Here is a 25,178-nt window from a genome sequence, read left to right on the forward strand (position 1 = left end):
AACTATTCCACCTCTTTCTCTGCTACTCTTAACCGTGCACTTCTTGCACGTGGGTTTCTCTTCATTTCGGCTTCAGTAGGAACGATTGGTTTTTTTGTTACTGCTTTGAGTGGTGGGGTGGTTGTTGCCCGGCCAAATGCATCGGTTTCCACCTCTTCATCTTCAAAAATTCCTTTGCGAAAGAAGTTCTTTACTATCCGGTCTTCCAGTGAGTGAAACGTTATAATTGCTACACGTCCGGCGGGTTTTAACAGGGGGGGAACCTGTTGCAGCATGTCTTTCAATGCGCCTAGTTCATCATTCACTTCAATGCGCAAAGCCTGAAATACCTGGGCAAAGTACTTGTTAGGATTTCCTTTTACAATGGAATGAAGCGCCTGTTTAAAGTTAGAGATGGTTTTAAGCGATACGGTTTTGCGAACCTGAACAATGGTTTTGGCCAGTGTTTTTGAATTGGTAACCTCGCCATACAATTCAAACAATTTATGCAATTGTTGTTCGGTATAGGTATTCACCACTTCAAAAGCGGTGCGTTCCTGGCGTTGGTCCATTCGCATATCGAGGTCGCCTTCAAAACGGGTACTGAACCCGCGGTCGGCGGTATCGAACTGGTGGCTGCTAACCCCAAGGTCGGCGAGAATGCCATCTACCTGGGTTATTTTGTGCAGGCGACAAAACCGCTGCAGGTGCCTGAAATTGTGCGGAACGAAAATGATACGATCATCAGCTGGCACATTTTTCCGGGCATCTGCATCCTGGTCAAAAACAATCATTCGCCCATCGGCATTGAGTTGTTTCAAAATTTCCAGGGAATGTCCGCCGCCACCAAAGGTACAATCAACATACACCCCGTCGGGGCGGATGCTCAATCCGTCGATCACCTCTTGCAATAAAACCGGTACATGGTAAACAGGCTCACTCATAACATTACATTTGTGTAGTATTTTGACCACCCATTACCCGCTCTGCCAGATCACTGTACTTTTCCGGTGTAAAAGACTCAAAGAACTGTTGGTACTTACCTTTATCCCAGATTTCAATTTTGTTTATAACAGAAACCAGTACTATATCCTTTTCGAGCCCTGCGTGGGCTTTTAAATTGGGTGGTACTAACATTCTTCCTGCCGAATCCAGTTCACTTAGTGAAGCACCCATTGTGAAATATCTTAAGAACTCTCTATTTTCGGCCTTGTATTCGCTAACTTTACTCAGTTCGGCCAGTATGGGATCCCAGTTTTTTTTGGGATATAAAGTCAAACATTTTTCAAAACCTCGAGCTATGACAAATTGGTCTCCAGCATCCTCCGGGATTTGTTTTTTAACGCCTGCCGGTAGGAGAAAACGCCCTTTTGCGTCCAGGGTTGCTTCGTATTCTCCGAGAAATTGTATCATTTACAATGAGTTGCACCTATTTGTCTAATACCTACACAAAATAACACTTTTTCCCACTTTCTTACCCGGATTGTGATTAATTATTTTTTCCACAAGGAATTTTTGTTGTATACAGATGACCCCCAGTGATTTCTGCGGGTTTTCACCTACTCCGCTCTCAAAAACATGTGCATAAGTATGTGAATAAGTGTGCATAACTGTGCGTAAGCTGTGAATTAGCCTTCAAAGTGTGATTTCCGGGTCATTTTAGTACTCGAAACTGGCCAAAATAGACCAATTAGCGTCCTAAAAACGCTCTTTTCATCCCTCAAAACCCCCTTTTTATCGGTGGGAAAAAGGGGGAAATGGCTATTTGGTTTATCTCTTTGGTGGGGAAAAGTGTCAATTCCAGATCGAAAAACCGGGTTGGTGGGAGAAAATGGGAGGAATTTAGTTTTAGGTTCATGAGTTCTTTGTTCTTGAGTTCTTTGCTCTGAATTCCCTTAACGGCGAACCTGAGGTGAGTAAGAAGATCACTTTACAAGGACTTCGCAGGGACCTCACAAGGACCAGGCAGGGAATTTATCCCTGTTTGTTCCGGGTTAAGTCCCTGTCTGGTTCAGGGTACCCTGGGCACCAGTCATATTGGTATAAGTATTCGGATGGTAGTGAAACAGTACCGGAATGGTAGTCAGATGGCCGGGATATTGCCTGGAGACCGCCTACAATCTCCATGGAGCTCCCCCTAGCTGCCAGGCCATATCCAGGCAATACTTAGGCCATGCTCAGGCAATACCAAGGGAATCCCCTGTAAGCAACAAGGCAACAAAAAGCAAGTAATACTAAAAATGCACTACGGTAAGTGGGTAATTAAATTATTCTACTATTAAGTTCTACTGTTTTGCAGTGTGTATGCAGTATGTGGCGCGATGCTTGTGATTAGTAAAGTGTATGCTGCGAAAGACAAAATAAAAAAAGCCTCCCGGAGGGGAGGCTGCACTAATCAAATACCATTAACCATTAAACCTTATCCTATGCCACTAAGTTAGGAAAGATTTGAATACGCGTCAATATTATTTTTGAATTAAATAAAAACTAGATCGGTGTCAACTTCTTACTAATTGTTGATAGTTTTTATACTTCTTTTTAGTCATATTTAATTGTTCCTTGTTCTGGCAAAAACACGCATCAACATTGCCTTTCAACCCTTTTTGCACGTTTTTGCAAGCCGTATACACTTCAACACCTCCTAACGAGCTCCCCATTGCAATTGTACGCGCCAATACTTACCTTTGCACCTCATCAAAACCGCGGCAGTTGGCCGCCTTAAAAGATGCATCCAAAAGATCTATCAGTTCACGATTTTACCTATGAGCTGCCGGAGCAACAAATTGCCCGGTATCCGCTCCCCGAAAGAGACAGTTCCCGCCTCCTTATTTACAAAGAAGGAGCCCTGCAAGAAGCCATTTACCGGGACATTTACCAGCACCTTCCGCCCGATTCCCTGCTGATCTTCAATAACACCAAAGTGGTGGCCGCCCGCCTGTTGTTCCAAAAACCAACCGGCGCCGTAGTGGAGATCTTTTGCCTGGAACCGCCCCCGCAGTATGCCGACATGACCACAGCCATGACCCAAAAGGGCCGCGTTACCTGGATCTGTTTGATCGGTGGCGCCAGCAAGTGGAAACCCGGTCAGATCCTGGAAAAGAAAATGAGCTGGAACGGACAGGAAATTGTACTGCAAGCCCGTTATCTTGGTAAGGAAAAAGACAGCTTTGCTATTGAATTATCCTGGGAACCTGCATCCCTCACCTTTGCGGAAGTATTACATGTTGCCGGGAACATTCCCCTACCCCCGTATATCAAACGTGAAGTAGAGCAGGCTGACAGTGACCGCTATCAAACCATTTATGCCAATACCGAAGGATCGGTAGCCGCCCCCACCGCTGGTTTGCATTTTACCGATACCCTGTTTGAACAGCTGGACCGTAAACAGATCCAACGGGAGTATGTGACCCTGCACGTAGGCGCCGGCACCTTTAAACCGGTGAAAAGCGAGACCATGGGCGAACACCCCATGCATGCAGAGTTCATTGATGTGAACACCGGCACCATCGCCCGTATTTTACAATACCTGGATAAACACATCACGGTTGTTGGCACCACCTCTTTACGAACCATTGAAAGCCTGTACTGGCTGGGCGTGAAAACGGTCCATGAACCCAATCTTCCATTGGAAGACCTGGTAGTGCATCAGTGGGATCCGTATGAATTAAATGGAATGCCGGTAACGGCCAAAGCGGCCCTGGAAAGTTTGTTGCAGTATATGCACGCGCGTAAAATGGACCGCATCATCACCAAAACTTCTTTGCTGATAGCCCCGGGTTATACCTTTCAGATCCCGAGGGCGCTGGTCACTAATTTTCACCAGCCGCAATCCACGTTGCTGCTATTGGTAGCAGCCTTTGTGGGCAACGACTGGCGAAAAATATATACGTATGCGTTAGAGAATGAATTTCGCTTTCTTAGTTATGGTGATGGTTGTCTGCTGTTTCGGCAGTAGCACTGTCTTTCAACAGCGGTATTTCAAGGGTGAAGGCAGAACCTTTGCCCAGCACGCTGTCGACCTTGATCTTTCCATCATGGGCATCAACTACGGTCTTTACATAACTTAAGCCCAGGCCAAAGCCTTTTACATTATGAAGATTACCCGTGTGGGCGCGATAGAATTTTTCAAATATCCGCCTCACGGTTTCTTTGCTCATACCTATACCATTGTCTTCTATTCTTATGCCAATGAATTTATTGGAATTGTAGGTGGCTATTTTTATTAAGAGGTTGTCTTTTGAATATTTTACTGCATTGTCTATCAGGTTCGAAATCAGGTTACGGAAGTGTACCTGGTCGGCATCGATAAAATCGAACCGGGCATCGAGACTCAGTTCAGCACGCGCGCCCTTTTCTTCCAGTTGCAGTTTGTAATTATCCATGATCTCATGAATAAGATTGTGTACATGCAGGGGCACCTTGTTCAGCGTTAATTCCTGGCGGTCCATTACGGCTGCCTGCAGAATGGTTTCCACATGCTTGTTCATGCGTTTGTTCTCTTCCTTGATAATACTGCTGAAGTAGTTCATTTTCTCACGGTCCTGGGCCACTTTTTCATTGCGGAGTGCATCAACCGCCAGTGAAATGGTTGCAAGCGGCGTTTTGAACTCATGCGTCATATTATTAATAAAGTCGTTCTTTATTTCACTCAGTTTTTTCTGGCGCAACAATGCATTTACAGTAATATAAAAAGCCGTAATGATCATGAGGGTGAAGAACACTGCCCCAACGATCATCCAGCGCATATCGTTTAATACAACTTTTTTAACATTGGGTACAATGACCGTCATTATTTCTTCGGGCACCAGGTTTTCGAGGTCACTGCCACTGGGTGGTTGAAAAATATAATATAAGACCAGGTTGCGGTCGCTGGCCGTATCTTCTACCTGGTTTAAAAAGGCCCGGGATTTTATTTCGTACGAGAGCAGGTTTACATTGCTGGTAATGGCAAACTCAAACTTTACATCTTTTAACCCTTGCACGGCAAAGGCTTTGTGTAATTTATCGGCCACTTCCTGTTCGGTAAATTTCTGGGCTATGGTGGGGGGCCGCATCAGTTCTGATCTGAACTGTTCTGACTGCAGGCTGAAGTCGGGACGTACCCGGTAGTTCTTAAGCGAGGGAAGGGAGCTTTTTTGCTCCATCAGGTTTATACCAACCTCGTTTATACCACGGATCAATTTGTACCTGAACTCTTCATGCTTGTCAACCAGCATGGTACGCAACCAGCTGTACTGTACGTAAATGGTTCCTATCAGCGATAAGCTGATCAACACAATGATGACAGGAAAAATTTTCCTTAACTGCAAATTATTAGGTTTTATTAACGCCGCTGTTGTCATTATCTACCGGTTATCCTTTTCTACTTAACTTCTCCTGGTTATGGGAAATCTCAACATCCCATGCAGATAATTTTAGTAACCGGCAAATTTAATAAACGTATTTAGTCGCTCCCATGGCACGGATTTCGTAGCCTATGGTTTAACTTAGATTTACCAAGTTAACACCCCTCCCGATAAAATCGGGAGAAAAATTTAGCGAGCCACTAACTTATAAAAGTTTTATCGAAACGCTAAAAATTTTGAACAATCATTTTCAGTACCCGTTTTAAATATTAATTTCAGGATATGGTAAACCCAGGACCAGGCATATTACTAATTGCAGAACCTTTTTTGAAGGACCCGAATTTTAGCCGCACTGTTGTTTTTTTATGTGATCACCAGGATGAAGGCAGCTTTGGTTTTGTAATAAACCGTGTTTTTGGCCACACCCTGAATGAGCTGATGAACGACCTGGATGAATTAAAACTTCCTGTCTTTTATGGTGGTCCGGTTCAAATGGATACTATTCATTTTCTTCATCAATATCCCGACCTGATCCCCGGCAGTTACGAAGTGCTGGATGGCATCTACTGGGGCGGCGACTTCGAAACAGCTATCACCCTTATTAAGGCCGGTTCCATTGACACTACAAAGATCCGTTTTTTTATAGGTTATTCCGGCTGGGGCAGCGGCCAGCTCAATGATGAATTGAAAGAAAAATCATGGCTTACCGCCCAGGCCACCCGCAAGCTGGTGTTTCACCGCAAAGCCGATGAAATATGGAAAGAGTCCCTCAAACACCTCGGGGGCGATTATGAAATGATGGCGAATTTCCCGGTGGATCCGCAACTGAACTAGTGAGTGGTGAGTAGTGAGTAGTGAGTGGGTTTCCGGGATTCGGAACTCATGCATTTTATGCAGGCATCGACAATGCCCGGCAGTGAACAATACGTTGAACGGAGCGTCGCAACGGCAGTCTAATAGACATTCCGGTGCCGGCAACTAAAAAGAACCCCGCCGAAGCGGGGCCAAAAAACTTTAAACTTTGAACCTGGAACGCTGAACTATGAACCCAAAGGAAATTTCACCCCTAAGCCGGCTCCCCAGTTGTTCAGGTTATCCACTCCATCCATTTTATAGGGCAGATAGTTGTAGGCACCGAACAGGTGAATACCGGCAGGACCGTCTTTCCGGAAGGGAACGAATAACCCCACTTCGGGCCGGGCAGCGAATTTGAAGCTCGATTTTGAGTTATCAAATTCACCCAGGTACTGATCATACGTCACTATATTGCCGCCAACACCCACTCCCACATAGGGTTGCACCGTTTTGCCGGGCAAAAACCGGTATTGAAACTCGGCCAGTAACGGGACGGTTTGGATGGAATTGGTCAATACCGCCGACACTTCGCCCCCATCCATTTTATACACGGAGCGGGGGTACTTCTGGTAGAAATCCTGGAAACCGGTTCCCACCCCTACCGAAATATTGGAGGTAATGTTGTACAACAGGTTGGCCGTCCAGCCACGGGTGGACGTTTTTTCAATGGCATCGCTCTTGAAGGAACTGCCGGGGATGCCCACAGCATAATTCAGATCGAGTTGCAGCCGCCCTTCCTGCGCCTTACTGTTGTAAGGAATCAATGCCAAAAAGAACAGACTGGTAATCAAAAGCATAGCCGTTCTAAACTGCGTTTTCATATCTGTAATTTTTTTTAAATTCATAATTGGATGAGCAATCAGTTGGCTTTAAAGTAAGGGCTTTGGTCAAAAAGCGCCTTTACGCCATTGTTAGCGGCAGCAACGCCAAAAACGCCCGAACCCCGGAGCAGGCCATTCCAAATACCACTTATCTTACTGGATTCCTTGGCGTCTTTTAAATTGAAGACGTCGATAGAGACAGCCCCTTCGGTTATAGAATAGGTTCCATAATAATACGAGGGGAAATAATAGCCATAGCCGCCATACCCCCAGTAATCGGGTCCCCAGTAGGAGCCATAGTAGGGGTCCCAATACGAGCCGTAATCGAATACTCCCGTACTGGTATTGTAGATCTGGCTTACGGTAATACCCAGGTCGGGGCTCTGGTCTTTGGCAACCAGTGTATAACCGCGTTGCGTAAGCTGGTCTTTTACTGCCTGGATGTAGGCGGCATCAAAATCAATAAGCTCCTTACCCAGTAACTTATTGTTTTCGATAACGGCCACCGAATCGGCAATACTGAACGTTTTAAAAGAGGAGAAGTTAACGGAGTCGGCATGTTTGGTGATATAGATCTGTCCTTCATCACCTTCCAGATTCTTGACAGGGTCTTTCTTGCAGCTGGTCATAGCGAGTATACCTGCCGCCAGTAGCACGGGAATCACTATTTTCTTCATAACCTACATTATTTTAACATTGTGAGAATGCATTATTGAAACAAGGTTTATTGCCCAATGTTTGCAATTTGCATTCCTTAACACCTCTCTAACAAGGGATTAAAAGTTGGTTGTAGTTTTTTAATGCGGGCCTCCACCTAACTGGTCAACTTTTTCAACCACTCTCTGCCTTCTGCCCTCTGCCCTCTGCCCTTTTCCATTAAATTTGCGCCATCAAAGGAACAGTAGACATATTAGCCAATCCAATCGAGTACCTGAAGGGTGTAGGGCCGCAACGGGCCGATCTGCTCAAAAAAGAGCTGAATATCTTCTACTTTAAAGACCTGCTTGAGCTGGTGCCTTACAGGCACATAGATAAAACCAAGGTTAACCAGGTACGTGACATTACCCCCCAAACCGATTTTATTCAAATTGCCGGCAAGCTTATCAGCACCGGTTTAATGGGTGAAAAAAGAGGCAAACGCCTGGTGGCCGAATTACGGGATGGTACCGGCACTATTCAGCTGGTATGGTTCCAGGGGATTAACTGGATCCAGAAGAGTCTTGCCATTGGCCAAACCTACCTGGTTTACGGTAAAGTGAGTTTTTTTCAGGGCACCCCCCAAATAACCCATCCCGAGCTGGAAACCTTTACCCGAGAGAAGTTGGAAGGAAAAAGCACTTTAGAACCCATCTATCCCAGCACGGAAAAACTAAAATCCCGGGGAATGGGAGGCAAGCAGATAGGGGCTTTTACAGAAACTTTGATTAAATTACTACAGGAAAGAAATATACCTGAAATACTACCTGAATCAGTGATGCAACCCCTGCAACTGATGCCCCGTTTCAAGGCATTTGTGAACATGCATTTTCCACCGGACCTGGAAACGTGGCAGCAGGCAATAAACCGGTTGAAGTTCGAAGAGTTTTTTATAGCCCAGATCCGAATGGGTCTGTTGCGGCAGCAACGGCACCGTTATTCAAAAGGCATTGTGTTTGGCCAGGTGGGCGAGATTTTCAATACTTTCTATGAAAAATACCTGCCATTTGAACTAACGGGCGCACAAAAAAGAGTAATAAAAGAAATCCGGCGCGATACTGGCAGCGGCAAACAGATGAACCGCCTGCTGCAAGGTGATGTAGGAAGTGGTAAAACCATTGTAGCCTTGCTGGTACTATTACTGGCCATTGATAACGGCTACCAGGGTTGTTTACTGGCCCCTACCGAGATACTGACCCAGCAACATTTCAACAGCATCAGCAAACTGTTGAAAGAACTGCCGGTAAATGTGCGCGTGCTAACGGGTTCAACCAAAACAAAAGAACGCAAGGAAATATTACAGGGGCTGGAGGAAGGTACTATCCAATTTGTAGTGGGCACCCATGCTATACTGGAAGATACCGTAAAGTTCAAAAATCTGGGGCTGGCCATCATCGATGAACAGCACCGGTTTGGTGTAGCACAGCGGGCTAAATTGTGGAGCAAGGGAGCCATTCCACCGCATGTGCTGGTGATGACGGCCACGCCTATTCCCCGCACGCTTGCGATGACAGCATATGGGGATCTGGATACGAGTATCATTGACGAACTGCCACCCAACCGTAAGCCTATTTTAACCGTACATCGTTATGAAACGGTTCGCAGCCAGGTAATGGATTTTATAAAGGCTGAAATAACGAAAGGGCGGCAGGCCTATATTGTATTTCCGCTCATTGAAGAATCGGAAAAACTGGATTACGAAAACCTGATGAAAGGGTATGAAAATGTGCAGGCATACTTCCCTGAACCAAAGTATTGGATCAGTATGGTGCACGGTCAGCAAACACAGGAAGTTCGTAACAACAATATGCATCGTTTTAAAACCGGCGACACACAGATCATGGTGGGCACAACAGTTATTGAAGTAGGTGTTGATGTACCCAATGCCAGCGTAATGGTGATAGAAAATGCGGAGAAATTTGGTCTGTCGCAATTGCATCAGTTACGCGGCCGGGTGGGCCGGGGAAGCGAGAAAAGTTTCTGCATATTATTATCTGGTTCTAAACTGAACAATGATGCGCGGGAGCGGTTAAACACTATGTGTGCTACGAACGACGGTTTCAAGATAGCAGAGAAAGATCTTGAACTGCGTGGCCCCGGCGATATAGAAGGCACCCGCCAAAGCGGTGCATTGAATTTTAAACTGGCCAGTATTGTTCAGGATAGAAAGTGGCTCGAAATTGCCCGTGAAACAGCCGAACGTGTACTCGATGATGATCCCGATCTGGCTTCGGCGCCAAATTTGCAGCTAAAAAATTACCTGCAATCGCTTCAAGGGAAAACTGCCTGGAGCAAAATTTCGTAGGTATGAGCGCACTATAAACCAACACTGCTATTCACACCAACTGCTTACCTGAGTAAGTTTTGTACTTATTGATTGTACCGTACATTGTTTATTCCATCTTTTTCTATATTAAGGCTGCAAAGGTTTAATATGCTTTTAATATTATCCGGGGCAGGCATTGTGGATTGCTTTCTATATTAATTAAACGAAAACGACAGGCATTGGGCAGAATTAGTTTACTTATACTTCTTCTTACCATTATAGCCCTTGAAACGTTCGCTCAGGGTGGACCATCTACCTTTGAGTTTACAGAGAACAAAGGCCAGTGGGAAAGTAAAATAAAATTTAAGGGTGAATTGCCCGCAGGCGACTTTTATTTACACCCGAATGGCTTTACCGTTGTACAACATAATGGAGCCGATCTGCTGCGCTACTTTCAACGCCAACACGGCGTGGTCGACGGAAAAGATGAAGTTACTGCGCGCATAGCCACCTTCAATCCTCAAAAGCCAGGTAACGACGGCGGCGTTCCCAACTCCAACAATCCCCAATATCCTTCCTACGTTATTCACTCCCACGCATACCAGGTTTCCTTTGTTGGCGCTGCGGCCAATCCTGAAATAGTGCCTGATAAACCAGAATCTACCTACGGTAATTACTTTATTGGCAACGATCCTTCCAAATGGGCCAGCCATGTGAAGATATACGGCGCTGTATTGTATAAAAATATTTATCCCAATATTGATGTACGCTATTATTCCGAAAACGGACAATTGAAATATGACCTCATTATAAACCCCGGTGGTAATGTGAACAACATTCAAATGCAGTACGACGGGGCCGATAAACTGCAGATCAAAAACAAAGAACTGATCATAAAAACATCGGTTGGCGATGTAAAGGAATTGTATCCCTTTACTTACCAGTTCGATCAGTTAAAAGGCAAACAGGAAGTAAACTGTTCGTATGTACTTGACAAAAACATCGTGCGCTTTAAAGTAGACAACTACTCAAAATCAAGCACACTTATTATTGACCCTACCCTGATCTTCTGCTCTTTCACGGGAAGCAGAGCGGGGCAATATGGCTTTTCGGCTACACCTGGCCCCGATGGTTCTTTATATTCCGCCGGTATTGTGTTCGGGAATGGTTTTCCCGTATCGCCAGGTGCCTATCAAACCACCTTTCAGGGGGGCTCAGCCAATGGAGGTGTTGATATGGGTATATTTAAATTCAGTCCTGACGGTACTCAACGGGTGTATGCAACCTATCTCGGTGCTGAGGGCAACGATTACCCGCATAGTCTAATCTGTGACCCACAGGGCAACCTGGTGGTTATGGGCAGAACATATTCTACGAAATACCCCGGTAGCCTTTTTGGCCCGGGCGGGGGCGCCGATATTTGCGTCACCAAGTTCAATGCAAGCGGTACCGCCCTTATTGGCTCCCTGCGTATTGGCGGCACCGGGCCCGATGGCGTTAACATCAGCGATATGCAGGAAGGCGGTTCCATTAATTTATCATCGACCCTGCGTTTTTATGGCGATGATTCCCGTAGTGAAGTAACGCTGGATGGCGCTAATAACATTTACGTTGCCGCGCAAACGCGTTCCGACAATTTCAAAACCACCGGTAATGTTTTTGGCCCCAATTCCGGCGGCAAACAGGACGGGGTGGTACTGAAAATAGACCCTTCCTGTAACAACGTTATCTGGAGTAGTTATTTAGGCGGCGATGGCGATGATGGCGCTTTTGTAATTTCGGTTAGCCCGGCTACCAATAACATTTTTGTGGGGGGAGCTACCAACAGCGGCAACCTGCCCGGCAATAAGACCGGTGTTTACCAGCCCACCAATCAACAAAATTCCAATGGCAATTCTGTTGATGGCTTTGTGGCGGAGATCTCCAATAACGGTTCTACCATAATCCGCAGCAGCTATATGGGCACCAACGGTTTCGATGCGGTGTATGGGATCAAGTTCGATAAATTTTCCATCCCCTACATTATGGGTGTTTCGGAAGGTACCTGGCCACGCGTGAATGCCACTTACGGTATCGACAATACCAAACAGTTTGTGGCCAAGTTAAAAACCGATCTGTCGGGTTTTGAGTACTCTACCACCTTTGGTGCCGGTACCAGCCGGCCGAATATTTCTCCCGTTGCCTTCCTGGTTGATCGCTGCGAGAACGTATACATCTCGGGCTGGGGCGGCTGGATCTCTACCAGCGGTCGGGATCCTTTCAATATGGCCGGGGTGGTTGGTATGCCCATTACGCCCGATGCGCTGAAATCAGTTACCGATAACCACGATTTCTATTTTATAGTCATAAAAAAAGATGCGACTGGGCTGTTGTATGGCAGCTTTTTTGGCCAAAGCGGCGGCGAAGGTGAACACGTTGATGGCGGTACCAGCCGGTATGATGCGCAAGGGGTGATTTACCAGGCCATTTGCGCCAATTGTTTTGGCAGTTCGGTAGGTACCATTACGGTCCCTTTCCCCATTACGCCCGGTGTATGGGGACCTACCAATGGCACCGGCACCTCCAACTGTAACCTCGCTGCTGCCAAGATCGCTTTTAACTTTGCCGGCGTTGCTGCCGGCGCCAGGTCTTATTTCAATGGCGTAATCGATACACTCGGCTGCGTACCTTTTGAGGTTACCCTGAAAGATACTGTTCTCAATGCCAAATCGTATGAGTGGTCGTTTGCAGATGGCAAGCCCGACGAAAAAACTACCAACATTGAAATAACCCATACATTCGATGCGGTGGGCGATTACCGGGTGCGTTTGATTGGCGTTGATTCAACGACCTGCAACATCAGGGATACCGCTTATGTGACCATTCATGTTCGGTCTGACAAAGCAAATATCGCCTTCCTTTCCACTAAATTACCGCCCTGTCAATCGTTGAATTACAACTTTGTCAATACCACCACCTTCCCGCCAAACAAACCTTTTAATGCCAACAGCTTTACCTGGGATTTTGGCGATGGCACCCGCGTTACACCTGCGGCTAAATCCGTGGAACATGCATTTGCTTCTGCAGGTACCTATAAAACAAAACTGATACTGGAAGACACCAGTTATTGTAATTCGCCCGATTCGGTGGTGCAGGAGCTGCGCGTTTCGCCGCTGGTTGATGCCCGGTTTGAAACGCCGTCGTCAGGGTGTGCACCTTACACGGCAATTTTCAATAATACGTCACTTGCCGGGTCTCAATTCTCCTGGGATTTTGGCGATGGCACTACATCCAACGAAATTAACCCGGTACACGTATACAATAACATAGGTAACTATCGGGTTAAACTGGTTGCCGTTGACAGCAGTACCTGTAACATAGTCGATTCAACGTACCTCGATATTGGCGTGCATCCGTTACCAACTGCCGGCTTTTCGGTAGCGCCCGTACCGCCGATAACAAATAAACCGACCATATTTACCAATTTATCAAAAGGTGGCGCACGGTATTTGTGGTTATTTGGCGACGGAGATTCTACCGAGAAAACCACCATGGATACGGTATCGCATCAATACAATGCAACGGGTACCTTTAACGCCTGTCTCATTACCTACAATGAATTTGAATGTAGTGATACAACCTGTAAGGCAGTAGAAGCGTTAATAGAACCGTTGCTGGATGTACCGAATGCCTTTACGCCGGGCCGGTTTGGCCGCAATGCCTATATCAGCATAGCCGGTTTTGGGATTGCGAAAATGACCTGGAAAATTTACAACCGGTGGGGACAATTGATCTTTGAGACCAGTAACCGGAAGGCTGGCTGGGATGGCAACTATAAAGGAACGCCGCAGCCGATGGATGTGTATGCTTATACGCTTGATGTGGAGTTTTCTGATGGAAAGAAACTGAGGAAGACAGGCGACATTACATTGATACGGTAAATTACGAAACAAACAACATGGAAAATACGAACAACTATTACCTATGAAACACCCTTTGGTAATAATACGTTAAAGCCTGGGAAAAGCTTTAACGTCATTTAACAAATTGTAATTTTAGACGGGTGGTTTATGAAGAAAATTATAACTAAACAATCAGCGTGGCCTGCTGTGATCAGAGGAACAAAAAGCCTGTTTTTTAAAGCGATGTTGTTGCCGTTATCCTGTGTAATGAGTTTTTGTTATCAGGCAACGGCGCAAGACCTGCATTTTTCGCAATGGTTCAATTCCCCGCTCACAACCAATCCGGCCAATACCGGCTTTATTCCAGATGCCGATTATCGCTTAGGCGTAAACTATCGCAATCAATGGTCATCGATTATGAGTGTGCCGTACAAAACCATGAGTATTTGGGGCGACGCACAGGTGTTCAGAGACCGTATTGAGAGCGGTTGGCTGGGATTAGGCGGTCTTATTTTGCGTGACGTTGCCGGTTCAGGAGGCTTAACCTCTACCAAGATCTATGGTTCTGCCGCCTACCACCAAATGCTGGGGGTAGCGCACCTGTTATCGCTGGGCTTCAATGTAGGCTGGGCCAATAAACGCATCAATACTGCCAATCTCAAATTTCCCGATCAGTTCGATGGCAAGTTCTTCGACAGCAACCTGCCTACCAGTGTAGTGCTGGATGCGCCCAATGTGAGTTATTTCGATATTCAGGTTGGTCTTAATTACGCATTCTTCCCTACTGATAAATTGTATGTCAATGGCGGAATTTCGGCCTGGCACCTTAATAAACCCCGGGAATCATTCTTTAAGAATGATGATCCCTCTACCGGTGCAGATGGCCGCATTGCCCCTCGTTATAATGCCTTCGGCAATGCCAGTATAAAGCTGAATGACCAGGTGATCGTAAACCCGATGGCCTATTACAGCTTTACAACAAAAACACATGAACTGGTAGGCGGTGGTAATGTTCAATACAATTTGTCGGGCGATGGCGAAAGCCAGCTGATCGGCGGTATATATTACCGGGCCGGTGATGCGTTTATCCCCATGATCGGATATGTGTGGAAAAGCCTGAAACTGATGTTCACCTATGATGCTACCACTTCTTCCCTGAAACAGTATAATCAATCCCGCGGTGCTTTTGAATTTGCGTTGATGCAGAACGGGTTTTATAATCAATACAACGGGGACAGAAGACAGTCTATGTGTCCATCTTTTAAATACTAAACCATAATCAATCAGATCGTATCATTGTACCAACCTTCCTATTATTTTTACCTTGAAAACACGAATTTTGGTTAAGCATTCTATGATGATTATAGCGCTGCTTATTGGCGGCGTTATACGAGTGGCAGCACAATCAACTTCTGTATTTGAATTTACCGAGAATACCGGGCAGTGGGAAAAAGAAATAACCTTCAAAGGCATCTTGCCGGCGGGTAACTTTTACCTGCAAAAAAATGGTTTTACGGTGGTACAACACAACGTAAGCGATCTGGAGCAGTTGCGTGACAACCACAATACGGTAACCCCTGCCAGCAATGCCCGTCAGCAAACGAACAATACCGGTCCGCTTACGGTTCGCTCCCATGCCTATAAGGTACAATTCGTTGGCGCATCTCCCAATCCTGAAATTGTTCCTGATAAAATATTACCCGGTTACAGCAATTATCTTATTGGCAACGACCGCACCAAATGGCGCACCAATGTAAGAAGCTGCCAGGCGGTGGTTTATAAAAATGTTTATCCCAATATCGACGTACGTTACTATTCGGAAAGCGGCCGGTTGAAATACGATATCATCGTGAACCCCGGTGGTGATGTAAACAAAATTGCCATGCAATATGACGGGGCCGATAAACTGTCGATCAAAAAAAGTGAGCTGGTTATTAAAACAAGTCTTGGGGATGTAAGGGAATTATATCCCTACTCCTACCTGTTCGATAAAGTAAAGGGCAGAGAGGAAACACCCTGCGCCTATAAGATCGACGGAAAGATAGTGCGCTTTAAAACGAATGCCTATTCAAAAACCAGTACACTGGTGATTGACCCCACCATCATCTTTTCTTCTTTTACCGGCACCACTTCCGATGAGTGGGGCTTTACGGCTACACCCGGTCCGGATGGTTCTTTTTTCTCGGGCAGTATATCATTCAATCCTGGTTTTCCCACCTCACCCGGTGCTTATAAAACCACCCACTCACGTGGTGGTGCCAAGGGTATAGATATCGGTATTTTTAAATTCAGCGCCAATGGCGGCAGCCGCATGTATGCTACCTACCTGGGTGGCGGCGCCGATGAATTCCCGCATAGTTTGATTTGCGATGCACAGGGCAACCTGGTGGTAATGGGCAGAACCTATTCTACCGATTTTTCAGGCGCCCAACTGATAGGTGATGGCGGCGGTTGCGATATGTTCGTTACCAAATTGAATGCCACCGGAACCGGATTGATCGGCTCCCTGCGCATCGGCGGTCAGGATAATGACGGGGTGAATGTTGAAGACCAGTTTGAGCTCACCGGTCATAGAATAAACGGGTTGCTCAGAAATTATGGGGATGATTCGCACAGTGAAGTGATCGTTGATGATGCTGGTTATATTTATGTGGCCGGCCAATCACAATCAGCCAAATTCCCTACTACTCCCAATACCTTTCAACCAACGAAAAAAGGCGCGCAGGACGGCGTGTTACTGAAAATTGATCCCACCTGTAATAGTATTGTGTGGAGTACCTTTTTGGGCGGCACAGCCAACGATGCCGCCTTTGTGCTGGCCATAAACCCCGCCAACAATGATATTTATGTAGCCGGCGGAACCGAAAGCGGTGATTTCCCGGGTGCGTCGGGCGCAACAAGCTCCACTATTTTAAGCGGCGCCAATAAGGGGTATATCGATGGGTATGTTACCATTATTTCAAGCGATGGTACTACACAAAAGAAAACCATTTACCTGGGTACAGAAAAATCGGATATTCTCTACGGCATTCAGTTCGACAGGAACAACTATCCGTATGTACTGGGTGTTACCCGGGGCGACTGGCCGGTAATAAACGCTACTTATAGTAATCCCGGCACCAAACAGTTTATTGTTAAACTAAGTCAGGACCTTAATAACATAGAGTATTCCACCACGTTTGGTTCGGGCAACAAACCAAACATTTCACCGGTGGCTTTCCTGGTTGACCGTTGTGAGAATGTATATGTTTCAGGCTGGGGCGGCTGGTATGTACCGGCTTCTACAGAACAGGACCCGTACGACCTGGCAGGTACCCGCGGCATGCCTGTTACGCCCGATGCGTTGAAAACGATTACCGATAACCGCGATTTTTACTTTATTGTACTGAAACGAAATGCCGAATCATTGCTCTATGGTTCCTTTTTTGGACAGGACGGTGGTTTGGGTGAACACGTTGATGGCGGCACCAGCCGTTTTGATAGACAAGGCGCCATTTACCAGGCTATTTGCGCCAACTGTTATGGCAGCATGCCCGATCTGCCCATCACCAAACCGTACGTCACTACCGCTGGCGTATGGGCGCCAAAGAACGGTGCAGGCACGGGTGGTTGTAACCTGGGCGCCCTGAAGATCTTACTGAACTTTTCCGGTGTAGGCTCCGGTCCAAAAGCTTATTTCAAAGGGGTATTCGATACGGTAGGCTGCGTGCCTTTTACGGTTAATTTCAAGGATACCATCCTGGATGCCCAACGATACATCTGGCATTTTGGCGATGGTACGCCCGATGAGGAAACCACCAGTTATAATGTTACCCACGAATTCAAAAATGTAGGCGTCTTTCGCATTGCACTCATCGCTATTGACTCGGCCAGTTGTAATATTGCCGATACGGCTTATCTGAATATACATGTACGTGATGACCCGGCCGATATCCTTTTTAGCGCCACCAAGTTGCAACCGTGTCAATCGTTAACATACGAATTTGTAAACAAGTCTGTCTTCCCACCCCGGAAACCGTTTAATCCAAGCAGTTTTATCTGGGATTTTGGCGATGGCACCCGGGTAACTCCGGCCGATAGCATAATACACCACAATTATTCATCGGCTGGCACCTACCTGACAAGGCTTATCCTGACGGATACGGCGTATTGTAATGCGCCTGATTCAACGGTGAAAGAGCTGCGGGTATCGCCGCTGGTAGATGCGCGGTTTGAAACGCCGGCCTCTGGTTGTGCGCCTTATACCGCCATCTTCAATAACACCTCCCTGGCCGGTGAAGAGTTCTATTGGGATTTTGGCGACGGCAGTTTATCGAACGAGGTAAACCCCGCGCATCTTTATTCGAACATAGGCAACTACCGGGTTAAGTTGCGGGTTGTCGATACCAGTACCTGTAACAAGGAAGATTCTACGTACTTCGATATAACCGTATATCCCAAACCGGTTGCCAATTTCTCTTATGCACCGGTGCCGCCATCGGTAAACAAACCCATCATCTTTACCAATCTGTCTTCAGGGGCTGTTGAATACCAATGGAACTTTGGCGATAATGAAACTATCACCAAAAAAACGGCTGACACCGTAAGCCACCAATACAATGCTACCGGTACATTTGAAGCCTGTTTGGTTGCGATCTCGGAAAGCGGGTGTACCGATACACTTTGTAAAGAGGTAGAGGCCCTGATAGATCCCCTGCTGGATGTGCCCAATGCCTTTACCCCCGGCCGCTTCGGCCGCAATGGTTATATCAGCATAACAGGCTTTGGTATTGCTAAAATGACCTGGAAGATCTATAACCGCTGGGGCAAGGTAGTGTTTGAAACGCATGACCGCCGCGCAGGTTGGGATGGTACGGTGAATGGTCAGTTGCAGCCGATGGACGTATATGCGTATACGCTTGATGTGGAGTTTTTTGATGGGAAGAAGGTGAGGAAGACGGGGGATATTACGTTGATTAAGTAGGCGGTTAACAGGTTGACAAGTTGATACGTTGATAAAGGAAATGAAGTAAGAGGTAGGAAGTTGACAAGTTGACACGTTGATAGCGTTCGCGGAGCCGAAGCGGTTTAAAACTGCTTCGGCTTTTTTAGTGAGTTCTTAGTTTTATGTTCTGAGTTCTTTATTCAATGTTGCCTTGACGTTGTAGGCCGTGCAGCGGAGTATTGCTTATAGCTTGCGCCTGTTTCCTTATTGCCACTGCCTACTGCCTTTCTCCCATTGCCCATTGCCCTCTATCTATGCTGCTCATACTTATTGGCCACAACGGCATGTTGTAAGGTAGTGATATCCTGGTTAGTAAGCAGGGGTGTTTTAAACGTGGCTACAGCTTCTTCCAGTTGCTGCATGGTTCTTATGCCTGCTACGGCGGTGGTAATGGCCGGGTGATGTAATACGTATCGTAAAGCGGTTTGGGCGGTATTGCGCTGGTTACGCGACAGGGCGTTTATGGCCGCTGCCGCTTTTTCAACTTCCTGGGGGGTGTAATTCAGGTATGGCTTCGGTGGTTTGTTTACCAGTAATCCCTGTGCCACAGCGCCACGGGCCAGCACACCAATATTGTTTTCATGCAACAATGATAAACAGGTCTCTTCCGGCCGGCGGTCTAACAAACTGTATTGCATCATAACGCTTACGATGTTCGAGCGTTTTATGTATTCCCGGATCACATTGGGGCGAATGGATGAAATGCCATAATACCTGATCTTGCCCTGTTGCTTCAACAGCTCAAATGCTTCAATGCTTTCATCTATGTTATCGTCGATGGTACCGCCATGCAACTGGTACAGATCAATGTAATCAATTTGCAACCGCTGTAAACTCTTTTCTACCTCGGTCAGAATATATTCTTTACGCGGGTTCCAGTCCCACCCGCTGCCATCGGCGCGCCATTGATTGCCCACTTTGGTAGCGATGTATACTTTATCGCGGTAGCGTTTGAACGCTTTACCTACAGATACCTCATTCATGCCCTTTGCGTACAGATCGGCAGTATCGAAGAAGTTGATGCCAAGGTCAAGTGCCCGGTATAAGATCTTTTCATTGGCAGTATCCTCCTCACCCAATGACATACAACCAAAAGCAATGCGGCTTACGCGCATGTCTGATTTTCCTAATTGTACGTATTCCATGGGTTAAAGGTAGGTATAAAATAAAAGTGGTCCCGATGCTATCAGGACCACTCTTGGGGGTATTTTTTAGTAGTATTATATTACCATCTGAAATCGAAATAGATGCTGCCGCCTAACTGGTCATTGGCGCTTTTCAGGCTTTTGTTACCAGCGTTTTCAGCAGGTTTGGTGCTCAAACCACTGATCTGGTGCATAAAGCTGATGTTACCATTGTCAGGGAACGGCGCTGCAGCAAACTCGTTCAACAGGGCACCCTGTTTCAATGGGTTGAACAATTGCAGGTAGATGTTCTGCTGATCGGTATACAGGGTGAAGTTACCCATGTTTGTCTGGTATTGTACCCAGTAAACATCAGCATGATATCCTTTGTATTCGGCATTGTTTACATTCGATTTGTTCGATCTTTCCCACACACCGATCTGTTGTCCTTTCTGACGGTTTTTCCAAACCTGGAAAGGTCCGCGGCCCATCCACTTCATACCGGTGATCTTCTCTTCAGGATATTTGAAGGTGATACCTAATAATTCACCAACAGGTTTCATAGAGTATTGGTATTCCATCCGGGGCAGGTCGCCTGTGTGGAATGTCCATTTTACCCACAGCGTGTTTTCGCCTTTATAGGTAACCTCCACGGTGTGGATGTTATCTTTTACCAGGTGTTTGAAATCGGCCATGGTATAACCATTGTGAACACCAGCCAGGAAAGGACCGGTAAAAGCAAGGTCACGTTTACCTACATATACTTTTGTGATGTTACCGGTCTTTTTATCGAAGATATAGTTGATACCATCGCACACCAGTGACAGGAAGTCGGCTTCTTCTGTACGCATGATCGTAGAGATAGAAGATACTTCAGGGCTGGTTGCTACCACATCCACAGGTTTGCGGATCTGGAAAGTGTAGGTATATACTTCTTTATCGCGTGAATCCAGTACAGTCAGTTGCAGGGCGTCACATACAGTGAACTGGTTCTGGAAGCTGAATTTCAGATCAGCTTTTTCACCAGGTCCGGTGTATGGTGAGGCAATTGTTCCCTGTTCAACGATCAGGGGGTCCAACGTTTTTTGGGTTGCTTTAGGGAACAATACCAGTTTCCAGCTGAACTTCAATCTGCTCAGGTTGGTATACAGGAATTTGTTCTCTATAGTGATAACGCCATTCCAGTTGGTGGGGAGCTGACTGATATTGAAAGCCAGCGGCGACCATATTTCTTTAATGGCATAATAGCTTGCCCATTTCTCTTTCGATTTTGGATCGAAACCGCTGGCAGATTCAATGCCATTGTCGTCGCGGTAAGTAGCCAGGAAGCTACCTGAGAATTTATTCGACTTGCTCATTTCTGTCCAGAATTCATCCAAACCGGCGGCACGGCCACCATTGAAGATACCGTTACCGATCTCTACCGGGGTGAATGCTTCAGTACCGTATAAGATAGAGTTGGCAACTGAATTGAAGTCAGAACTCTTTTTATCTTTATTTATCGGATGTATAACATAGCGGCTTTGTACGTCGTAAGTAGCAAATTCCTTATCCAGCTCTTTATTGGCGGCGAGATCCGGGCCAGTTGACCAACAGATAACTGAAGGGTGGTTCAAACCACTGTACACGATGTCTTTCACCATTCTTTTATCAGAACCAGGCAATTCACTGATCACAAACAGACCAAGAGAATCGCACAGGTCGAAGTATAAAGGATCTACCGGGTAGTACGATAAACGGACAGCGTTCATGTTCAGGTCCTTCATGGTATTGATGTCGGCCAGGTAAGCTTCTTCAGATGTTCTGTAGTTGCCCAGGTTGGCGCTGCGACAGTTCATCCCTTTAAAGATCACCTTTGTGCCATTTACATAGATACCATCAGGTTTTGACTCAACAGATCTGAAACCGAATTTTTTGAAGAAAGTGTAAATTACTTGTCCAGTGGCGTCTTTTAATGTCAATACGATTTGATACATGTGGGGATTCTCAGGGTTCCATGTTCTGATCATGGCGAACTGCTTCTTGATGGTGGCAGTTTCTGTAGCAGTTACCTGAGAAGGATCGGCCAACGCTTTACCGGTAGGATCAAATACCTGCAATTCGATGGTCTCATTGGGTTGAAGGCCCCTACTGTACACCTGCATCTCAAAATCGCCGGATGCTTTGGCATCAATAGTTACCCGCTCTATATAAGATTCGAATGCATTAATGTGGCCGGCGGTGCTACCAAGTCCCTGTTGACCCAGTAAACCTGGCAGCGGGATCTTAGTCTTAATATTATTATCAGCACGTTCATTCGCTGAATAAGCGCCCCACAGCGTGGAGTGGTCATTCGCGGCCCCTAAGTGTTGGGAGGTTGCACTTCCCTGTGCTAGCGCCTGGGTTAAAATCCCATGCATGATCAACAAATGCAGGATAGTCTTTTTCATTTCAGGTGTATGGATAAGTAGCTACTAAATAAGATATCAGACCCGTGTAAAAACTACTGACCAGATCGATATAACCTGCCAGCAGCAAGAGAACACCTTGGCGGTTATTCCATGCGGTTGTTGGGTTGGCGGGGTTATACGGTTCCCTATAGCTGTAATATGTTTTGCGGTTCTGCTTTACATTGAACAGAAATGGTACTGTTCCTTTTCAATTAAAGCCACGCACACATTGCATTACAGGAAAAATCTATAGGTAGCTTTTACGAACGGTGCAATATAATACTAAATTTTGTTTTGTCTAAGCGTTCTAAAACCTTTTACTATTGTTATATGTTACCTATCTTTTTTGCTATATATTTTACTTTCATTACTGCGTTTATCCCTTCAATATCAATTCAATTTCACTGAGCTCCGCAGATGAGAACTGCCCGTTGGCAAGACAGGCAAGGTTATTATCCAGTTGTTCCGTTGAGCTTACGCCGATCAATACAGTTGTTATCCGCTTATCTTTCAGCAACCAGCTTAAGGCCATTTGCGCCAGCGACTGGTTACGGCGTTTCGCTATCTCGTTCAGTTTTTTTATTCGCTCTATCTTTTCGGGCGTTATTTCATTTGCCTTTAAAAAGCCATGTTCTTTAGATGCTCTTGAATCACCGGGAATACCTTTTAAATACCTATCGGTCAATAGTCCCTGGGCCAGTGGTGAAAACGGTATACAACCTACACCATATTCTTCCAGTACATCGAGCAACCCGCCTTCTACCCATCGCTCAAACATCGAATATTTGGGCTGATGTATAAGACAGGGCGTGCCTGCCTGCTTTAAGATCTCGAATGCTCTTTTTGCTTCTGCTGCCGGATAGTTAGAGATGCCTGCATACAAAGCCTTTCCACTTTTTACTATATCATGCAGGGCCATCATTGTTTCTTCCAGCGGTGTTTCGGGGTCTGGACGGTGCGAATAAAAAATGTCGACATAAGGCAATCGCATCCGTTGCAAACTTTGATCGAGGCTTGCCATCAGGTATTTCCTCGATCCCCAATTACCGTAAGGCCCCGGCCACATCAGGTATCCTGCTTTTGATGAAATGATCAACTCATCGCGCAGGTAACCTGAAAAATCTTTCTTCAACATGGCGCCAAAATTCTCCTCGGCTGAACCGGGCGGCGGCCCGTAATTATTCGCCAGATCGAAATGGGTGATGCCCTTGTCAAATGCATGCCGAACAATGCGGCGGGCATTTTTGAAATCGTCTACTCCTCCGAAATTATGCCACAACCCCAGCGACAATGCCGGCAATAATAAACCGCTATTACCGCACCGGTTGTACGTCATGGAATCATAACGGGTTGCAGACGGGGTATATGCCATCTCAGTTATTGATTAATGTAATTTGAAAATTGATGAAAGCTCGCTGGTTCCTGATTCCACGGGGCATTGATTGTCTTTGCACATATTCCAAATTATTCAATGCGTAATATATATAACGCGTGTTACTAATAATTAAGTACGTATAAGTAAGAATAATACTTAGCTCCGGGGTTTAGACAGTACTCGGCCCTACAAGATCGCCCCTGGTTTAACCTATACTAATGCTTAAACGCAACAAGCCTTATTTAATTATGTCCACTCGCCAAACTAACAACTGTTCTTTTAACAATTTATTGTGTTCACGTAGGTATTTTATGCTGCTAACTGTTTGCGTTGCAAGGAATAAGGTGGTTTTCGGGAAATACGGGGAAACAGCCGTAACAATATCGTATATTTTACGGAACCGTACATAAAAATTCCAGGTTGCCTGGTATTACCGAACAACCTGGAAATGGAAAAGGCAATGGCTGGCAATCGTTCAAAGACAAGGGGGTTATCAGGCACCCCTTAATAAATAGGTTGCTAAAATACCTGTTGCTATAAGATATGAGGGGAGTAAAATGTGTTTTTCTGGGTAGTAGAATGTTTACTGTCGTCATTTGGGCCTGAACTTAAAGCCAATATAACAAACGCCATCCGGCGGTTTTGGCCGGTCGCGCACCACCGCCAGGATCATGGAGTTTTCTTTCATTTCAATGATCTTCAGTGTGCTCCAGTTGGTTGACTGTGAGAAATAATCCCCCCCAAACAACATATCACAACCTGCCAGTTTTAGCTGGCCGTTCTTGAGATCCAGATTAAATTTACAACTGCAGGTGCTGGCCACACTGCCCGTTTTATCAAGTGAAATGCGTTTGAAATTTTTACCATTGTCCAGGTCGAAGGTCATGGAGCCGTAATTATAAATTGGCATTGTCCAGGTGGCACTTGCATAATCAGGATGGTATACCCAGTTCTGACCACTGGTTTTGCCATAGTCAAGGCCATACCAGCCAATAGGTGCCAGCGTATCCAACTCCCAGGTTTTGCCTGACTGGCCATTTGTTAACCAGCCCCATTCCTGCTCTTTTATAGTAGAAAGATCTGTCAGGCTTACCTTTATTTTTACCGAATCGCCCATTACAAAACCACCGCCCGAGCTGGCACCATACTTTATATAGTACTCTCCTGAAAATGGAAAGATGACAGTATCATTTACCAGGGTCGAATTGCCACCCTCAAACGTCCAGCTGGGAATGGCATTGGCCGTGAAACTGCTTAAATAAACGATATTGTCTTTATTGGGTTGCTGGGTTACAGAGAACTTCAGGTCATCTGTAGAGAGCTTTGCAGGCAATGCTGCTCTTTTTTCGCTTGGAGAACAACTGCTTATATACAAGGCAATTGTTATTAATATGTTTATGCGTCTCATGTAAATCAAGTTTGC

15 protein-coding genes are annotated in these 25,178 nt (G+C 45.9%); 6 read left to right on the forward strand and 9 right to left on the reverse strand.

Features of this window, described 5'->3' with window-relative positions; translation table 11 throughout:
- Nucleotides 1-2 precede the first annotated feature (2 nt).
- Together rsmH and mraZ are read right to left on the reverse strand one after the other, a co-directional pair.
- Entirely contained in the window at nucleotides 3-923 is a 921-nt protein-coding gene (rsmH, locus tag BMX95_RS31245) for a 16S rRNA (cytosine(1402)-N(4))-methyltransferase RsmH (protein ID WP_081200775.1), read from the reverse strand.
- 4 nt (nucleotides 924-927) lie between these two features.
- Nucleotides 928-1,392: a division/cell wall cluster transcriptional repressor MraZ gene (gene mraZ, locus BMX95_RS31250; RefSeq protein ID WP_081200774.1), complete on the reverse strand. Its 465-nt coding sequence runs from the start codon at nucleotides 1,390-1,392 to the stop codon at nucleotides 928-930.
- A gap of 1,312 nt (nucleotides 1,393-2,704) precedes the next feature.
- Here mraZ and BMX95_RS31255 point away from each other — a divergent pair.
- On the forward strand, nucleotides 2,705-3,934 hold the full coding sequence (locus BMX95_RS31255) for an S-adenosylmethionine:tRNA ribosyltransferase-isomerase (protein ID WP_081200773.1): 1,230 nt from the start codon (nucleotides 2,705-2,707) through the stop codon (nucleotides 3,932-3,934).
- On the opposite strand, the gene BMX95_RS31260 is transcribed toward BMX95_RS31255, so the two are convergent.
- Nucleotides 3,897-5,288 carry a sensor histidine kinase gene (locus tag BMX95_RS31260; RefSeq protein ID WP_242673137.1) on the reverse strand — a complete coding sequence of 464 codons (1,392 nt, stop codon included), beginning with the start codon at nucleotides 5,286-5,288 and terminating at the stop codon, nucleotides 3,897-3,899. The genes BMX95_RS31255 and BMX95_RS31260 overlap by 38 nt on opposite strands.
- A gap of 318 nt (nucleotides 5,289-5,606) precedes the next feature.
- Between BMX95_RS31260 and BMX95_RS31265 the strand changes: the two genes are divergently transcribed.
- Nucleotides 5,607-6,158: a YqgE/AlgH family protein gene (locus BMX95_RS31265; protein WP_014223435.1), complete on the forward strand. Its 552-nt coding sequence runs from the start codon at nucleotides 5,607-5,609 to the stop codon at nucleotides 6,156-6,158.
- 206 nt (nucleotides 6,159-6,364) lie between these two features.
- On the opposite strand, the gene BMX95_RS31270 is transcribed toward BMX95_RS31265, so the two are convergent.
- Together BMX95_RS31270 and BMX95_RS31275 are read right to left on the reverse strand one after the other, a co-directional pair.
- Nucleotides 6,365-7,000: an outer membrane beta-barrel protein gene (locus tag BMX95_RS31270; protein WP_165758942.1), complete on the reverse strand. Its 636-nt coding sequence runs from the start codon at nucleotides 6,998-7,000 to the stop codon at nucleotides 6,365-6,367.
- Nucleotides 7,001-7,038: 38 nt separating this feature from the next.
- Nucleotides 7,039-7,677, reverse strand: coding sequence for a DUF4136 domain-containing protein (locus tag BMX95_RS31275; RefSeq protein ID WP_081200770.1), 639 nt, complete (start codon nucleotides 7,675-7,677; stop codon nucleotides 7,039-7,041).
- A 245-nt stretch (nucleotides 7,678-7,922) separates the two neighbouring features.
- Here BMX95_RS31275 and recG point away from each other — a divergent pair, with 245 nt between their 5' ends.
- The 4 genes from recG (at nucleotide 7,923) to BMX95_RS31295 (ending at nucleotide 18,806) form a co-directional block, all read left to right on the forward strand.
- A complete protein-coding gene (gene recG, locus BMX95_RS31280; RefSeq protein WP_280517386.1) occupies nucleotides 7,923-10,001 on the forward strand; it encodes an ATP-dependent DNA helicase RecG in 2,079 nt (692 codons plus the stop codon).
- 200 nt (nucleotides 10,002-10,201) lie between these two features.
- Complete coding sequence (locus BMX95_RS31285; RefSeq protein WP_081200768.1) at nucleotides 10,202-13,882, forward strand: DUF7948 domain-containing protein; 3,681 nt, start codon at nucleotides 10,202-10,204, stop codon at nucleotides 13,880-13,882.
- A gap of 129 nt (nucleotides 13,883-14,011) precedes the next feature.
- Nucleotides 14,012-15,115, forward strand: a complete 1,104-nt coding sequence (locus BMX95_RS31290; RefSeq protein WP_081200767.1) for a PorP/SprF family type IX secretion system membrane protein — start codon at nucleotides 14,012-14,014, stop codon at nucleotides 15,113-15,115.
- 67 nt (nucleotides 15,116-15,182) lie between these two features.
- Nucleotides 15,183-18,806, forward strand: a complete 3,624-nt coding sequence (locus BMX95_RS31295) for a DUF7948 domain-containing protein (RefSeq protein ID WP_242673136.1) — start codon at nucleotides 15,183-15,185, stop codon at nucleotides 18,804-18,806.
- Nucleotides 18,807-19,075: 269 nt separating this feature from the next.
- Here the strand turns inward: BMX95_RS31295 and BMX95_RS31300 are convergent, their stop codons facing one another.
- The 4 genes from BMX95_RS31300 to BMX95_RS31315 form a co-directional block, all read right to left on the reverse strand.
- Nucleotides 19,076-19,972, reverse strand: coding sequence for an aldo/keto reductase (locus tag BMX95_RS31300; RefSeq protein WP_081200766.1), 897 nt, complete (start codon nucleotides 19,970-19,972; stop codon nucleotides 19,076-19,078).
- A gap of 80 nt (nucleotides 19,973-20,052) precedes the next feature.
- Nucleotides 20,053-22,380: a glycoside hydrolase family 2 TIM barrel-domain containing protein gene (locus tag BMX95_RS31305; protein ID WP_081200765.1), complete on the reverse strand. Its 2,328-nt coding sequence runs from the start codon at nucleotides 22,378-22,380 to the stop codon at nucleotides 20,053-20,055.
- 376 nt (nucleotides 22,381-22,756) lie between these two features.
- Nucleotides 22,757-23,752 carry an L-glyceraldehyde 3-phosphate reductase gene (gene mgrA / locus BMX95_RS31310; protein WP_081200764.1) on the reverse strand — a complete coding sequence of 332 codons (996 nt, stop codon included), beginning with the start codon at nucleotides 23,750-23,752 and terminating at the stop codon, nucleotides 22,757-22,759.
- Nucleotides 23,753-24,347: 595 nt separating this feature from the next.
- A complete protein-coding gene (locus tag BMX95_RS31315; RefSeq protein ID WP_081200763.1) occupies nucleotides 24,348-25,163 on the reverse strand; it encodes a hypothetical protein in 816 nt (271 codons plus the stop codon).
- Nucleotides 25,164-25,178 lie beyond the last annotated feature (15 nt).

Source organism: Niastella yeongjuensis (genome assembly GCF_900110245.1).
Taxonomy (GTDB): domain Bacteria; phylum Bacteroidota; class Bacteroidia; order Chitinophagales; family Chitinophagaceae; genus Niastella; species Niastella yeongjuensis.